12 protein-coding genes are annotated in these 15,623 nt (G+C 53.5%); 7 read left to right on the top strand and 5 right to left on the bottom strand.

The window, feature by feature from the left end; translation table 11 throughout:
* The first annotated feature begins 56 nt into the window (after positions 1-56).
* From J9253_RS19450 to J9253_RS19435, 4 genes are all read left to right on the top strand, one after another.
* Positions 57-3,425, top strand: a complete 3,369-nt coding sequence (locus J9253_RS19450; RefSeq protein WP_210222489.1) for a hypothetical protein — start codon at positions 57-59, stop codon at positions 3,423-3,425.
* A gap of 10 nt (positions 3,426-3,435) precedes the next feature.
* A complete protein-coding gene (locus J9253_RS19445; protein ID WP_210222488.1) occupies positions 3,436-5,550 on the top strand; it encodes a thrombospondin type 3 repeat-containing protein in 2,115 nt (704 codons plus the stop codon).
* A 44-nt stretch (positions 5,551-5,594) separates the two neighbouring features.
* A complete protein-coding gene (locus J9253_RS19440; protein ID WP_210222487.1) occupies positions 5,595-7,865 on the top strand; it encodes an IPTL-CTERM sorting domain-containing protein in 2,271 nt (756 codons plus the stop codon).
* A 293-nt stretch (positions 7,866-8,158) separates the two neighbouring features.
* Entirely contained in the window at positions 8,159-8,692 is a 534-nt protein-coding gene (locus J9253_RS19435) for a TlpA family protein disulfide reductase (protein WP_210222486.1), read from the top strand.
* A gap of 105 nt (positions 8,693-8,797) precedes the next feature.
* Here J9253_RS19435 and J9253_RS19430 read toward each other — a convergent pair whose 3' ends face one another.
* The 3 genes from J9253_RS19430 to surE form a co-directional block, all read right to left on the bottom strand.
* Positions 8,798-9,481: a LysM peptidoglycan-binding domain-containing protein gene (locus J9253_RS19430; protein ID WP_210222485.1), complete on the bottom strand. Its 684-nt coding sequence runs from the start codon at positions 9,479-9,481 to the stop codon at positions 8,798-8,800.
* A 131-nt stretch (positions 9,482-9,612) separates the two neighbouring features.
* Complete coding sequence (locus J9253_RS19425; protein WP_210222484.1) at positions 9,613-10,287, bottom strand: protein-L-isoaspartate(D-aspartate) O-methyltransferase; 675 nt, start codon at positions 10,285-10,287, stop codon at positions 9,613-9,615.
* Positions 10,274-11,038, bottom strand: a complete 765-nt coding sequence (gene surE, locus J9253_RS19420) for a 5'/3'-nucleotidase SurE (protein ID WP_210222483.1) — start codon at positions 11,036-11,038, stop codon at positions 10,274-10,276. Before surE ends, J9253_RS19425 begins: the two co-directional genes overlap by 14 nt.
* Between surE and J9253_RS19415 the strand changes: the two genes are divergently transcribed.
* From J9253_RS19415 to J9253_RS19405, 3 genes are all read left to right on the top strand, one after another.
* Entirely contained in the window at positions 11,037-11,561 is a 525-nt protein-coding gene (locus J9253_RS19415) for a Smr/MutS family protein (protein ID WP_228291438.1), read from the top strand. The genes surE and J9253_RS19415 overlap by 2 nt on opposite strands.
* Before the next feature lie 65 nt (positions 11,562-11,626).
* Positions 11,627-13,660 (top strand): reprolysin-like metallopeptidase, encoded by a 2,034-nt coding sequence (locus tag J9253_RS19410; RefSeq protein ID WP_210222482.1) that lies wholly within the window; start codon positions 11,627-11,629, stop codon positions 13,658-13,660.
* On the top strand, positions 13,657-14,085 hold the full coding sequence (locus J9253_RS19405) for a hypothetical protein (protein ID WP_210222481.1): 429 nt from the start codon (positions 13,657-13,659) through the stop codon (positions 14,083-14,085). Before J9253_RS19410 ends, J9253_RS19405 begins: the two co-directional genes overlap by 4 nt.
* Here the strand turns inward: J9253_RS19405 and ald are convergent.
* Complete coding sequence (gene ald / locus J9253_RS19400; protein WP_210222480.1) at positions 14,082-15,068, bottom strand: alanine dehydrogenase; 987 nt, start codon at positions 15,066-15,068, stop codon at positions 14,082-14,084. The genes J9253_RS19405 and ald overlap by 4 nt on opposite strands.
* Positions 15,034-15,621: a lipoprotein intramolecular transacylase Lit gene (locus J9253_RS19395; RefSeq protein WP_210222479.1), complete on the bottom strand. Its 588-nt coding sequence runs from the start codon at positions 15,619-15,621 to the stop codon at positions 15,034-15,036. The genes ald and J9253_RS19395 overlap by 35 nt, the downstream gene beginning before the upstream one ends.
* Positions 15,622-15,623 lie beyond the last annotated feature (2 nt).

Raw genomic sequence — 15,623 nt, 5'->3', positions numbered from 1 at the left:
TTAGGTTCCCAGCATCATCAATTATAAAAATTAGCGATTAGCGAGAGAGTCCGACCATGCATTCCACAAAACTTAGCAAATACCTTGGCTTGAGCGCCTCGGTGCTATTGCTGGCAGGCAATAGTGCCTGGGCAGCCCAAACACTCGAATTCAGCATCCGTTGGGATACCAAGGATGACCGTTACCACGTCTTCATGAAACCTAATGCGACACCAACGCCTAAAGACATGAGCATGACGGGGCAGTTCACCATCCGCGCACCCCATGCAACGGGAGCTGATGCCTTTACCGTTGACACGTTTGCCATTCCCGTCACCAATACCATTTGGTCGAATGACTCACGCGTCGATGCACCGACTGAAAACCCCAGCGTGGACTACCTGTCATTCAGCCTAAGCATGATCAAGTCTGATGCCTTTCAATGGAAAGCGGGTGTAGAACAAGAAGTTTATAACTTCGCTAACAGCGGAGCCTGTCTTGGTCCGGTTTCCCTGATCGACAACCAAACTGACCCCTTCAATCAACCACTGTTGAGTGGCGGCAACAACTCCGCAGGCACTAACCCAGGCAACCAGTTCACCAACCTGGGTTGGGGTGGTGCTGATGAAAACAACTACCTGCAAAACTACGGTACGACCGCCGATTGTAGCGACAGCCTCGACACCGACAAGGATGGGCTCAAAAACGGTCTGGAAAAACTCATCGGTACCGATCCGCTCAACCCTGACAGCGACTTCGATGGTATTCCCGACGGTGTAGAAGCCCCCGGCGGGGTCACCACTGACACCGATGGCGATACTAAAATCAACGCGCTGGATCCTGACGACGATAACGATGGCGTCCTGACCAAGTTTGAAAACTACAACGGCGGCTTGCCAACTGACGACGACACCGACGGCGACAAAATCCCCGACTACCTCGACACCGACGATGACGGCGATGGCATCCTGTCCGCTGCGGAAAACAATGACCCGAACAAAGACGGCTCTCCTGCGGATGCCAAAGACACCGACGGTGACAAAATTCCTGACTATCTGGATAAAACTGACGACCGCCCTGACACCGACAAAGACGGTATCAAAGACGCCGACGACATCGACGATGACAACGACGGCATTCTGGACACTGACGAAGGCAATGGCGTTACCGACACCGATGGTGACAAAATCCCTGACAGCTTAGACAGCGACAGCGATGGTGATGGCGTTGCAGACAGCATCGAAGGCAACGATGCCAACGGTGACGGCAAAGCCGACGTAGCACCACTGGGCAAAGATACCGACAAAGACGGCTTGGACGACGCTTTCGACCCGGATAACGGTGGCAAGCCTGTCGTCAAACAAGACTTGGACAAAGACAACAAGCCTGACTTCCAAGACGCTGACGATGACGGTGACGGCATCCTCACCAAAAACGAAGACATTAATGCTGACGGCAAACCCGGCAACGACGATACCGATAGTGACGGCAAACCTAACTATCTGGACAGCGATGACGATGGCGACAGCAAGCCTTCCGCTTCTGAAGGCAATGACCCCAACAAAGACGGCTCACCGGCTGATGCAATCGACACTGATGGTGACAAAATCCCTGATTACCTCGACGCCAACGACAATGACGGCTCTAAAGGTGATCTGGATGGTGACGGCCTGAGCAATGAAGACGAAGCCAAAGCCGGTACTGACCCGAAAAACCCCGACTCCGACGGTGACGGCATCAATGACAAAATTGAAGTCGGCGCTGACCCCAGCAAGCCTATCAATACCGATGGTGACAGCAAGCCCAATGCGCTGGATACCGACGATGACAATGACGGCGTTCTGACCAAGAACGAAAACTACAACGGCGGCACACCGCTGGATGACGACACCGACGGCGACAAAGTCCCTGACTATCTGGATACCGACGATGACGGTGACGGCAAACTGTCAGCGGCTGAAAACAACGACCCGAATAAAGACGGCTCACCGGCTGATGCAGTGGATACCGATGGCGACAAAATCCCTGACTATCTGGACAAGGATGACACCGATGGCCCGAAAGGCGACCCGGATGGTGATGGCCTGACCAACGCAGAAGAAGCCACCAAAGGTACTGACCCGAAAAACCCCGACTCTGACGGTGATGGTATTACAGACGGCGATGAAGTCAAAGCCGGTACCGACCCGAAAAACCCCGACTCTGACGGCGATGGCATTAAAGACGGCGATGAAGTCAAAGCCGGTACTGACCCGAAAAACCCGGATTCGGACGGCGATGGTTTATCGGACGGCGTGGAAAAAACGCTGGGCACTAACCCACTGAACAAAGACAGTGACGGTGATGGCATTGATGACAAAACCGAAGTCGGCTCTGACCCCACCAAACCCCTCAACACCGATGGCGACGGTATGATCAATGCCATGGATCCTGATGATGACGGTGATGGCATCCTGACCAAGAACGAAAACTACAACGGTGGTACGCCTGCTGATGACGATTCCGACAAAGACGGCACCCCGGACTACCTGGACGCTGACGATGACGGTGACGGCATTCCAACCAAGAATGAAACACCTGACACCAATGCAGACGGCAGCCCGACGGATGCAACTGACAGTGACATGGATGGCATTCCAGACTACTTGGATACCACCGTCAACGCGGTCAAGGTGCAAGTTAAGGCGATGCTGCAAGGCGCTTACAACAGCACCAGCAAGTTGATGCAAGATGACTTGCGCTCGAAAAGTTTGCTCCCGCTGACGCAGCCCTACAACCTTGGCAGTATCAAGTACGCAGGTAAGGAACTGGCAGTAGCAACCCAGTTTGCCAAAACAGGTAACGATGCCCCGGTTGACTGGATGCTGGTTGATCTCCGTGATGCCACTACCCCCAGCATTATCAAGGCACAGGTTGCCGGGTTGGTGCAACGGGATGGCGACATTGTGGATGCCAACACTGGCAGCACATCCCTGATGCTGACTGGCCTGTTACCGGGTAACTACTATGTGTCGGTACGTCACCGTAACCACTTGGGTGTGATGACGGCTGCGCCTGTGACCATTTCAGCGTCATCCGTGCCGACAGTGGACTTCACCAAACCCAGTACCACGGTCTATGGGAAAGATGCACGGATTACGGCAAATAGCGGCACGGTTGCCTTGCTGTGGGCAGGTAATGCCAATACGGATATCCGGGCGATTGCCAACGGCCCTTCCAACGACACGGGCGTGATCCTCGGTGATGTCCTGTTGGCGAAAGATAACCTGTCGGTCAGTACCAACTTCCGTATGAACGGTTATCAGCCTACGGACATCAATATGGACGGCATTACCATCTTTGCAGGCCCATCTAACGATGTGAACACGCTGCTGGGTAACGTCCTGTTGCATCCGGGTAACAGCACCTTCAGTGCCAACTACATCATCAACCAGCAATTGCCTTGATATTGCCTTGATGACAACCAGTCTGGGGGCAGGTTTCCTGCCCCTCGGCTATCTACCTAAAACTTACAACAAAGACACCCTAATGCTCGTAACCATTCGCCAAACAGCGCTACGCACCCTGACTTTCCTGTTGCTTATGCAGGCAAGTGCCACGGTATTGGCTGCCGAAGGTGGGGTGGCTTACCGGGTAGCTTGGGATGCTGATGCCGCACGTTACCGCGTTTACCTGCGCCCTAGCAGCACACCCAGCCCAGATTTAAGCCTGACAGCCCAAGTGACGCTGCGCGTTCCTCATGCTACAGGTACGAACCAGTTTCGTATTACGGATATTCAATCAAAACCCGGCACTGCGTGGTCATTGGGGTCTCATGTGATGGCTCCATCCGAAAATCCAGCTATAGATTACCTTTCTTTCGTTTTCATCCCAGTGGATGTTAAAGCCTTCGCGTTCAAGGCAGGTGAAGAGCAAGAAGCCTTCAGTTTCAAAAACGCAGGCTCTTGCCTTGGCAACGTCGAATTGATGGATAACGCCACCGACCCGTTTAACCAGCCACCGGCAAACCCTAAGAATTCAACCCATACGAACCCTAACAACCAGTTTGCCAATACAGGCTGGGGTTCGACTGATGATAATGATTACCTTGGCAACTACGGTGGCGCGGCCAGTTGTGCGCTGGATTGCACGGCATCTCCTCCAGCACCCGTCGCCAATAGCGTGTACTACCGGGTAGGCTGGAGTAATGTTGATCAGCGTTACCATGTTTACCTGTATCCCGGCAGCGTGCCCTCACCCAATATGAGCCTGACCAGTCAGGTAACACTCAAAATGCCGCACGTCACAGGCAGTGATAGCTTTAAGGTGACGGGGCTTACCTCGGCCATTAGTGGCATTATTTGGACAGAAAGCTCACGGGTCGACGCCCCGAGCGAAGATACCAGTGCCGATTACCTGTCATTCACCATGATTCCCAGCAACCCACAAGGCTTTAAGTGGCAACTGGGTAATGAGTTGGAGGTTTTCAGCTTCGCCAATGCAGGTGCCTGTGCTGGAGCCATTTCACTGCTGGATAATGCACATGACCCGTTCAATAACCAACCCAACTCTATGGATACCAACCCCGGTAACCAGTTTTCCAACTTAGGTTGGGGTTCATCCAGTGACAATAATTATGCCAGCAATTATGGCTGCCCAGCGGTCTGCGTCGATGTCAATAAAGACACCGATAACGACGGCCTGACGGATGCACAGGAAGCCGAACTCGGCACTGACCCCAATAAACCGGATACGGATAATGACACCTTGCAAGACGGTGAAGAAGTCATTCGAGGTGGTAATCCCTTAAAAGCCGACGTCATCCGTCTGCAAGCACGGCTACTGTTGCAAGGGGCGTATGACAGCAACAGCCAACGAATGCGCGATACCTTGCGTACCAAAAAGCTGATCCCCACAACAGCGCCCTACCCAACCACTACCCTGCCAAATACGGGTAGCCAGCGTGCAGCCAGCACATTGCTGGACACCAGCGGCGCTGATGCGCCCGTCGACTGGGTAAGGCTAGAACTGCATGACGCCAGCAACCCTGCTATACGCAAAGCCAGTGTGACAGGTTTGATTCAGCGTGATGGTGACATAATGGATGCGCAGACAGGTGGCACGACGTTCCTGTTGGTGGGTGTGGAACCGGGTCATTATTACCTGTCCGCCCATCACCGTAACCATTTAGGGGCAATGAGTGCAGCAGCCATCGCGTTGGGCGCAACACCGATCATGGTGGATTTCAGCGAGGAAACCACCAGCACTTACGGCGACCATGCCCGCTTCTTGTCCGGCAAGAAAGTCATGCTGTGGGCGGGGAATACCAATGCAGATGAGTACCTGATTGCACAAGGCCCGTCAAACGATGCAGGGTCAATACTCAGCAATGTATTGTTGGCGAAAGAAAATAGCGCATACACCACCAATTACAAGCTGAGTGGTTATCAGGCAACTGATACCAATATGGATGGTCTGAGCATTTTCGCAGGGCCCGCTAATGACGTTGACTTGCTGCTGGGCAATGTCCTGCTGCACCCGGTTAACAGCACGTTTAGTGCAAATTACATCGTCAGGCAGCAGTTGCCCTGATACCAACAGACTTTAATCAAAAACAAAATAGAGAGTCGGTAACAATGAAAAAATCGATCAGACAAGCCGTTTCTAAGGGGGTAGCATTGCTGGTATTACTACCGGCTGCCCACACGGCATTCGCAGGGGTTGAGGGCAATGTGGAATACCGGGTAGCGTGGGATCAAACCGATAGCCGTTACCATGTTTACATGCGTCCAACCACCGCACCAGTACCGGATTTGAGCATGACTGGGCAAGTTACCTTGCGCGTCCCTCATGCAACAGGTACAAGCAAGTTTACGGTGACAGACATCAAGCCAAAAACCAGTACAAGCTGGTCACTGAGCTCTGAGGTGTTTGCCCCTGTTGAAGACAAAGCCGTTGATTACCTCTCGTTTAGTTTCACCCCGATTGATGTACGCGCCTTTAAATTCAAGGCTGGTGAGGAACTGGAAGCCTTCAGTTTCCAAAATACTGGCCCTTGTATGGGCAGTGTGACGTTGATGAACAACAACACCGACCCGTTCAACCAACCACCGGATGCGCCGGACAATTCCGCCGGAACCAACCCCGGCAACCAGTTCGCCAATGCAGGCTGGGGTGCAACCGATGACAATGATTATTCCGGCAACTACGGCACTGCCGCAGAGTGTGGCATAACCACAACGCCCACCAATACCGCCCCTGTCGCGGCTAATGACACCGCAACCACCACCGCCAACACAGCGGTTACGGTCAGCGTGCTGGCAAATGACAGCGATGCCGAGGATGATGTACTGAGCATTGCCAGCTTCACACAGGGCAGCAAAGGCACTGTTACCCAGAGTGGCGATACCCTGATTTACACGCCCAATACAGGCACTAGCGGCAGTGACACGTTCACTTATGCCGTCGCTGACCCGACAGGTGCCCAAACGACGGGTACAGTGACTGTTGCTATCACCACTGCCACCCCGCCACCGGCTGTCATAGTCGCGACGACGGATGCCTTCATCGTGGATGCCACCAACCCGAGCAGTTCGCTGGATGTGCTGGCAAACGACATCATTCCGGCGGGTGAAACCGTCACGGTCGAAGTGATTGAAAACCCGCAGCACGGTACTGCTACCATCCAAGACAACAAAATCCTGTATACACCGACAGTAGGCTACAGCGGCGCTGATACCTTGAAATACCGCATTACGGATGGGAAAGGCAATACCACCGAGGCCAGTATTACCTTGACAGTCAAAGCGGCTGCCCCGGTTGACACCTGCTCCATGCCACCTGCCAACCCGGCAGCCAACAAGGCATACTACCGGATCGGTTGGAACGACACCGACCAGCGTTACCATGTTTACATGTACGCTAGCAGCATCCCATCACCTAACAGCCTGACCAGTGCGCAAGTCACCATCAAGGCTCCGCTGGGTGCTGATGCAGAAGCCTTCACACCGAGCGAGGTGCAATCAGCCTTTACCGGCCTCACTTGGAGCAACAACTCCAGCGTGAATGGCCCTGAGGAAGACACCAGCGCTTCTTACCTGTCATTCACCCCCGCCATCAGCAGTGCCAAAGCAATACAGTGGCAGGAAGGCAAAGAAGTCGAAGTATTCAGCTTTGCCAATAAAGGGGCTTGTTTGGGCGCTGTCAGCCTGATTGAAAACAGCAGTGATGCTTTCAACCAGCCACCAGCAGCACCCAGCAATTCCGTGGGAACCAACCCTGGCAACAGCATCGTCAACCTCGGCTGGGGTTCAATGGACACCGATAATTACGCCGGTAACTACGGTTGCCCCGCAACCTGTACGACCACCGCCCCCCCCCCTCCCGTCGACACCACCAAAGATACCGATGGGGATGGCCTGACGGATGCCGAAGAAGCCACACTAGGCACTGACCCCAGCAACCCTGATACTGACGGTGACGGCGTAAATGACAAGGATGAAATCGGTGCCCACCTCAGCCAGCCACTTGATACGGATGGGGATGGTATAATTAACGCGCTGGACACGGATGATGACGGTGATGGCTTGCTAACCCGTAAGGAAAATTACGCGGGTACACCACAAACCACCGATACCGACAAGGACGGCGTACCTGACTATCTCGACAAGGACGACGACAACGATGGCATCCCGACGGCTGCGGAGAAACCTGACAGCAACGCGGATGGCGCCCCGGATGATGCTGCGGATGCCAACAACAACGGCATCCCTGACTACTTGGAAGTTGCAAAAGCAACAACTGTGAAAAATGTGGCAGTACCCACTCTGACACAATGGGCACAGATACTGCTTAGCCTGTTATTGGGTATTGTCGCCTTACGCAAATATACGTGCTTGAACAAATAATTAATTGAATTAATTACAGGTGACTATTAGCATTCCCCTAGCCAATTTGATTTATATCAAGCTGACTAGGGGGAGTTTGTCGTACAAATACAACTTGCACTGAAAAACACATAAGAATAGCCTTATGAACTTGTTTCTAGCAAACGGTAAATAAATTGATAGGGGAATATGTCATGCATTTTTTGCAGATGCCTCCTACAATAAGGGTTAACCCCTATGCCGCGCAATAATGGCATTAGTCAACAGCGGTTTATCGAGTGTGTGTGATAAGTATTAAAAGTTGAGGGTTCAACATGAAACTGATCAAGCGGGCATTTGCCCTTGCTGTATTATTTATGGTGTCTGTCACAGCAGTAGCTGCTGAAAGGCCAACACCTGTCGAAAATTTCAAATTTAAAGACATGGATGGTAACAGCCACCAGTTTTCCGAATACCGAGGAAAATGGGTCATCGTCAATTACTGGGCCACTTATTGCGGGCCATGCATAGCGGAACTACCCGCCCTGAATAGCGTAGCCAAGCGCTTCAAGGACAAGGTTGTGGTACTGGGGATGGAAGCAGGTGAAACGCCCGCCGCAGAACTGAAGCAATTTGTTGCACAGAAAAAAATCACCTACCCTGTCATTCCAACCCAAGACAGCACCATGTTTGCACTGGGTTTGCTGTACGGCGTTCCTACAACATTCGTTGTCAACCCACAAGGTGAGATTGAAGGTACCCACATGGGAGCCATTACCTCCGTCATGTTACAGAACTACCTGCGAAACGACAAAAGCGCCACTGCATCCAAAGAAACAGACGCAAACTGCATCACTGGTGTTTGCTGATTAGCTAGCTGCGCTACTGTTATCAGCAACAACAAGTCCGCTAAGTGAAACGGACTTGTTGTTGGGCGACATAGAAAAACCATGCCACTGACTTAAGCTCTAAGCTTATTTGAGCCTCAAGCTCTGACCAGGGTTAATCGGATAATTAGGCGCTTGCAAGTTATTCAAGCGGATAATATCCTTCCAATAAACACCGGTATTACGCATGACCTGAAATACAGTGTCACCTTTCTGCACGGTATAGGAACCACTTGTCCCCGTTGTTACTGATGGAGTAGACGTAGGGTAAGTATTGACCGGAGCCGCTACTTTCGGCTGGACGTAGTCGTAATAGCTACCGCTGCTAGTGCCGGTATTGTAAGTGGTGGCAGGTGGCGTTGTAAAAGTGTTGCTGCTACTGCTCGCCGCGCTGTAATCGTAATACGGCGTCGCAGCCGGGGCAGTATAACCATAAGTATTAGCCGCCGGTTGCTGGGGTTGCGTATTATAATTGTAAGCAGAAGTATTGGTGTTGGTATTCGTAGCCGCACCACCCGCACCTGCTACACAACCATCACCGTGTTGGTGAGCCAAACCTTCCGCAGGTAATGGATGGCTGTGAGTACGACCACAGTGGGTATGTGTTACACCACCTGAATTATTACCAGCGTTGCGGTTAACCGTGGTATTGACACCCCGAGTGCCGTAATTATTGTAACCCGTATTGCCGTAATACGGATTAGGAGCGCAAGCTGCCGTCGTCAATGCCAGCAAAGAAGTAGCAGCCGCCACTTTGATTTTTCTATCCATGATTGTTACACCTTCTATTATTTGGGATTAAAGGATGTGAAGACACTCACATGATTCGTGAATAACTTTGGAATATATACCAAATTTAAGAAAAAATTTCTCAATATTCCCCTAACGTTCGCCTTCATTGACTACTTTTCATTAATCATGGGCACAAACTGTACAGCCTCATGCGCGACGGTTGTATAACTTTCTGCGCTCTCGCGGGTGATGACGTGCAACCTTTGCATTGCGCCCTGTTTGCCGACTGGAATAATTAATTTCCCACCCACGGCAAGCTGTTCCAATAAAGCGGGCGGAGTTTCTTCAGGGGCAGCAGTGGCAATAATCGCATCGAAAGGTGCTTCCTTTGCCAACCCCCAACTTCCATCACTGAGGTACGTCTGGATATTGCAATACCCAAGCGCGTGGAGTAATTCACTGGTCGCGCGGTACAGCGATTCGATACGTTCCACTGTGAATACCTTATCGACCAAGGGCGACAGAATGGCGGCCTGATAGCCGGAACCTGTACCCACTTCCAATACCTTGCGGGGTAGATTTTCGCCAGACAGCAACCATTCAGTCATGCGGGCAACGATGTAAGGCTGGGAAATGGTCTGACCGTACCCAATCGGCAAGGCGGTATCTTCATACGCACGGCTGGCCAAGGCTTCATCCACAAACAGGTGGCGCGGCGTTTTGCTCATCACCTGCAATACCGCCTCGTTATTGATACCCTTTTCACGCAAGCGCTCAATCAAGCGGTTACGGGTACGCTGCGAAGTCATGCCAATCCCCTGAATATCGAGCTTACGTGCGGACATGGCAAGCCTCCAACCAGCGAGCTGTGTCTGCCAACGCCCGATGCCGGGTCAGGTCGGCATGAATCGGCGTAATCGACACGAAACCCGCCTGCACCGCGTGAAAATCCGTGCCTTCGCCCGCATCCGCCGCCGCACCCGGTGGCCCTATCCAGAAAATTTCCCGACCACGCGGGTCGGCGGTGCGCACAACCGGCTCGGAACGGTGGCGATTGCCCAAACGGGTCACGCAAAAACCTTGCACCTGTTCCCACGGCACATCCGGCACATTGATATTGAGGATCATGTTACTCGTATCCGGGTAAGCCTTGATATGCGGCAACAACTGCAACACCACTTGTGCCGCCGTGTCGAAATGCACCAGTGAGCCATTTCCAAGCGAAGCCAGCGAGACCGCCAGTGCCGGATAGCCCAGAAAACGCCCTTCCATCGCCGCTGCTACTGTGCCCGAATACAGCACATCATCCCCCATATTAGCCCCGGCATTGATACCGGAAATCACCATATCGGGGTCATTCGCGTATAATCCCAGACCAAGATGCACGCAATCGGTCGGCGTACCATTAACGCTGTAAACCTGTTCCGCGTGCCGGGTCATCCGCAAAGGGTTACGCAGGGTGAGTGAATTACTCGCACCACTGCAATCCTGATCGGGGGCAACTGTGATAACATTGGCGACTGTTATCAAAGCTTCGCGCAGACGGTTAATACCGGGAGCGTTGACGCCATCATCGTTACTGAGCAGTATGTCCATGAGTGCTGAAGAGTTTTCCTTATTCCGTGAATCCATGTCCGATGTGAAGCCACTGCGGCACAAACATCATGTTGTACATCATAGCGCAAAACCGCCAGCCATACCCATCAAGACCCTCGAAGACGAGCGTCAGGTGCTGCGTGATATGCTCTCGGATGCTTACGACCCGGTGGAGTTGCAACCCGGTGATATGCTGAGCTTCTACCTACCCGGCTTGCAGACCCGTATTGTGCGTAAATTACGTTCCGGGCATTACCGTATTGCCAGCGAACTCGACCTGCACGGCCTGAATGCGCGGGATGCCAAGCTGCAATTACTGCAATTCCTACACGATGCCCACCCCGGTCAAGGGGAATGCGTGCGAATTATCCACGGCAAGGGCAACCGCTCCAACCATAAAGGTCCAGTCATCAAAACCAAAATCAATAATTGGTTACGCCAACACGAACGGATTCTAGCCTTCCACTCAGCACGCCCGGTCGATGGTGGAACCGGGGCAATTTATGTGCTGTTACGTCGCTAAAGTGAACCTAATGGTTTATGATTGCGCCTAAATTACGGGCATATAAATTACGGAAATAGTTTTCAATGAAAATTTTATGGGCAATACCACCACTGTTGTTTATCGGCAGTACACATGCTAGCGACAGCCTGTGGCAAGACATCCAGGCACGGAGCGCGGATGCTGCCAATGTCCCTCACCTGCAACACTACCGTTTGCTGGGTCTGGATGAGGCGCAACTGCAAACACAATTGGCGGAAGCAACCCTGAGCCTGCCCCTGCCAGATGGAGGTTTTGCCAGCGTTACTGTAACACCCAGCGAAACCCTCGCCCCGGAAATTGCTGCAGAACACCCCGACATCCACACCTGGAAAGTGTCCGGCACTGACGGCAAAGTGATTAGCGGCGTTATCGACCTCACTCCGCAAGGCTTTCATGCCATGCTGGATATGGCAAATGGCGATACCCTGTTCATTGACCCGCACACCAGCGGCACGTCACGCCACTACCTCAGTTTCCGCAAAAGCGCCAACTGGGAAGCCTTCCACCAAAGTAATTGGTCATGCGCCAACTCACAGGGCAATAGCGCCCCCAGCTTCGCCTCAACCCTGAGTGCCACTACGGCTGCCCGCAGTATTGCTGCCAGAGCAGGGGAAACCTTGCATACTTACCGCATTGCGATGGCTGCTACGGGCGAATACACCACCTATTACGGTGGTCAAAGCGCTGCCTACGACTCTATTGTCACCACCATCAACCGTATCAACCAGATTTACGAGCGTGATCTATCAACACGACTGGTACTGGTTAGCGACACCAATGTGGTTTACACCAATGCCAGAACCGACCCTTACACCAACAGTTCCCCCTCACTCATGCTGTCGGAGAATACCAAAACCCTCAATAGCGTGATCGGTAATGCCAATTACGACATCGGGCATGTACTGGCCACAGATGGCGGCGGGCTTGCCAGTGTTGCCACTGCGTGTGGTTCATTCAAAGCAGAAGGCTCTACTGGCCTGACAGACCCCAAAGGCGATTCCTTCATCATCGACTACGTAGCGCATGAAATAGGCCACCAGTTGGGGGCAACCCACACCTTCAACAGCGTAACGAGTGCGTGTTCCGGCAATAACCGGGAAGGGGATACCGCGTATGAACCGGGTAGCGGCAGCACCATCATGGCGTATACCGGCTTGTGCAACACGGATAATCTGCAAGCGGATAGCGATGCCATGATGCATTCCGCCTCCATCCAACAAATTCAGGACTACCTGCATAACGGTGCGGGAGCCAGTTGTGCCACCGCAATCAGCCTCAACAATACCAACCCGACCGCCAATGCGGGAGCCAATTACACCATTCCGGCTGGAACGCCCTTCATCCTCACTGGCGCAGGGCTGGATACCGATGGCAACACCCTGAGTTACTCGTGGGAACAGGTCGATGTTGGCAGTGCTTCCAACGTGAATGTCGATCTGGGTGACAATGCCCTGATTCGCACCCACTTACCAACGACTACGCCGGTGCGCACCATTCCCCAGCTCTCTGATCTGACGGGAGGGGTGCAATCAGCAGGCGAATTCCTGCCCGTCACTACCCGTTCCCTCAATTTTCGCTTGCTGGTACGCGATGGGCATGGCGGCATTGGCATTGATGAGATGCTAATCAATGTACACAACACTGGCAGCACCTTCACCATTACAGAACCCAGCAGCACCCTATTGCTTCCCGGCAGCGTGCAAAACGTAGGGTGGAATGTCGCAGAAACGACCCAAGCCCCAATCAATTGCAGCACGGTGGATATTGCCTACAGCAGCGATAATGGCAACACCTTCACCACTCTGTTAAGCAATACCCCGAACGATGGCAGCGCCACTATCACCTTGCCCAGCACTATTGGTAGCAAAACCTACGTGCGAGTGAAATGCAGCAACAATATTTTCTTTGCCCTGTCAGCCACCAACCCAGCAGTAGCACGCAACAGCAACAACAGCAGCGCGTTCAACGCTGCACCCAGCAGCAGTACCAGCGGCGGCGGTGGTTCTGCCCCGCTGGAATGGGTATTACTGGCAGGCATCTATGCCCTGTTACGCTTACGCAAAGGAAGATCAACATGAAACACACCTTATTAGCACTACTCTGCGCCACTGGCCTGATAGCCTGTCACGAAACGGTTGCCACGGATACCGGCAGCAGCAATAACAGCGGCGGTATTCACATCCCCTCCGCTGCGGAAATCAGCGCCAAAAAAGAGCGGCACTACGCCGAGCAATTACCCATCCTGCAAGCCCGCAACCCGGAAGCCGAGGCAAAAGCCTCCATCAGCCAAGGCAAGCGTTATTTCCTGTGTAATGCCGGGCGTGGCAGCAGCGTTCCCGGCGTTGATCCAACGGTCTTCGCCAGCCTAACAGGCAATTGCCCGACCGAATGTCTGGATGGGGTAACGGATGCGCTGTACGGCGAAAACCACCGCCGCTACCTGACCGTAGCGCTGGACTATTCCGCGAAGTGGAACAAGGTCATGCTGGACGCTTGCCGCTAACCCCGGTCAAGCACTTCAGGCAGATAGTGCACCACCATTGCACTCAAGGCACGCGAAGCGGTTTGCGGCACAACTCCCGGCATATTTGCCACGCAATAATGCAAGCGCCCTTCCACCGCAAACACCGGGTCAGCGTGGGTGGTGGGGCGTGAAGTCTCGAAACACCCACCCTCGTCGATGGCCACATCGACCAGCACCCTGCCCGGCCGCAGCAAATCCAGATCAGCACGCGAAATGACTTTGGGTGCAGCCTTGCCGGGAATCAACACCGCACCCACCACCAGATCAGCATCCGGCAAATGACGCCGGATCACCTCTGCCGAGGCCAACGCGGTTTCCACCCGAAACCCCAGCAAAGACTGAATGCGCTGCAACGCCGCCCGGTTACGGTCAAGCACCACCACGCGTGCGCCCATCCCAACCGCCATGAGTGCCGCTTGCGACCCCACATTGCCTGCGCCGATGATCAGCACCTTGCCCGGTTCTACGCCCGGAATGCCGCCGAGCAAGATACCTGCGCCGCCTTGCGCCCGTTCCAGCCAATGCGCCCCCGCCTGTATTGCCAGTCGCCCAGCAATTTCAGACATAGGCGCCAGCAAGGGCAAACCGCCCAGCGCATCACGCACCTGTTCAAACGGGATGTAGCGCGTACCTTGGGTATTGAGGAAATCTTCCAGCGCCGGATTCGCCGCCAGATGCAGGAAACAAAACAGGGTATGGTCAGCGCGGATCAGCGCATATTCTTCCGGCTGCGGCTCTTTCACCTTGATAACCAGTTCAGCAAACTGGTAAACCGACTGCGCATCCGGTAAGCCTTGCGCCCCCGCCTGCGTATAGTCGCTGTCGCTGAAACCCGCACCCTCCCCCGCGCCACATTGCACAGCAAGCGTGTGACCTTGCCGCACCAGTTCTGCCACCGCATCCGGTGTCAACGCAACCCGGTACTCGTTATTTTTGATTTCCTTGGGAATGCCGATACGCATGGTGAGCCTCCTTTCTGAGTTTCCCCCATACTAGCAAGCCAGCAAAGCTCAACACCAGCACCCCCACATACACCATGCCAAAGCGAAAGAAATACGCCAGCGGAAACAACTGGATCAGCGGGCTATCATCCGGGAAGACCCACGTCCCCTCCGGGAACAACAGCGTATGCAAGAAAATAAACAGCGGCACAAACCCACCCAACAGCATCACTACCCCCGGCAATAAGATAGCCGCCAACCCCAAATACCCCGTGCGCACTAACACCCGGCCTTGAGCAAACCGCCGCTGCAACCCCAGCAATAACACGCTGACAGCCAACACCCCATAAAACAGGTAACTAATCTGGGTAAACAATTGGCGCACATCCAACAGGTGATAGCGCTCAACAAAATTGAGGTAGGTGACTTCCAGCACGCCATCGGTCACACCGCCCAGCAAATACGCCACGATTTCCTGCCGCTGTGGCACAGCCTCCGGCAACCAGCGGTACAACGTCAACAGTGCCTCCCAAACACCCAAAAAAATGGCAAACATCAAAACGATGCTTGCCATCC

The sequence above is a fragment of the Thiothrix litoralis genome (assembly GCF_017901135.1).
Classification (GTDB): Bacteria; Pseudomonadota; Gammaproteobacteria; order Thiotrichales; family Thiotrichaceae; genus Thiothrix; species Thiothrix litoralis.
The sequence above is the reverse complement of the archived record's forward strand: the minus strand, read 5'-3'. Positions and strand labels throughout refer to the sequence as shown.

What these genes read in the sequence shown, in the direction of transcription:
- J9253_RS19450 (WP_210222489.1), top strand. Translation starts at nt 57, where the DNA reads ATGCATTCCACAAAACTTAGCAAATACCTTGGCTTGAGCGCCTCGGTG.
- J9253_RS19445 (WP_210222488.1), top strand. Translation starts at nt 3,436, where the DNA reads ATGACAACCAGTCTGGGGGCAGGTTTCCTGCCCCTCGGCTATCTACCT.
- J9253_RS19440 (WP_210222487.1), top strand. Translation starts at nt 5,595, where the DNA reads ATGAAAAAATCGATCAGACAAGCCGTTTCTAAGGGGGTAGCATTGCTG.
- J9253_RS19435 (WP_210222486.1), top strand. Translation starts at nt 8,159, where the DNA reads ATGAAACTGATCAAGCGGGCATTTGCCCTTGCTGTATTATTTATGGTG.
- J9253_RS19430 (WP_210222485.1), bottom strand. Translation starts at nt 9,481, where the DNA reads ATGGATAGAAAAATCAAAGTGGCGGCTGCTACTTCTTTGCTGGCATTG.
- J9253_RS19425 (WP_210222484.1), bottom strand. Translation starts at nt 10,287, where the DNA reads ATGTCCGCACGTAAGCTCGATATTCAGGGGATTGGCATGACTTCGCAG.
- J9253_RS19415 (WP_228291438.1), top strand. Translation starts at nt 11,037, where the DNA reads ATGAGTGCTGAAGAGTTTTCCTTATTCCGTGAATCCATGTCCGATGTG.
- surE (WP_210222483.1), bottom strand. Translation starts at nt 11,038, where the DNA reads ATGGACATACTGCTCAGTAACGATGATGGCGTCAACGCTCCCGGTATT.
- J9253_RS19410 (WP_210222482.1), top strand. Translation starts at nt 11,627, where the DNA reads ATGAAAATTTTATGGGCAATACCACCACTGTTGTTTATCGGCAGTACA.
- J9253_RS19405 (WP_210222481.1), top strand. Translation starts at nt 13,657, where the DNA reads ATGAAACACACCTTATTAGCACTACTCTGCGCCACTGGCCTGATAGCC.
- ald (WP_210222480.1), bottom strand. Translation starts at nt 15,068, where the DNA reads ATGCGTATCGGCATTCCCAAGGAAATCAAAAATAACGAGTACCGGGTT.
- J9253_RS19395 (WP_210222479.1), bottom strand. Translation starts at nt 15,621, where the DNA reads ATGGCAAGCATCGTTTTGATGTTTGCCATTTTTTTGGGTGTTTGGGAG.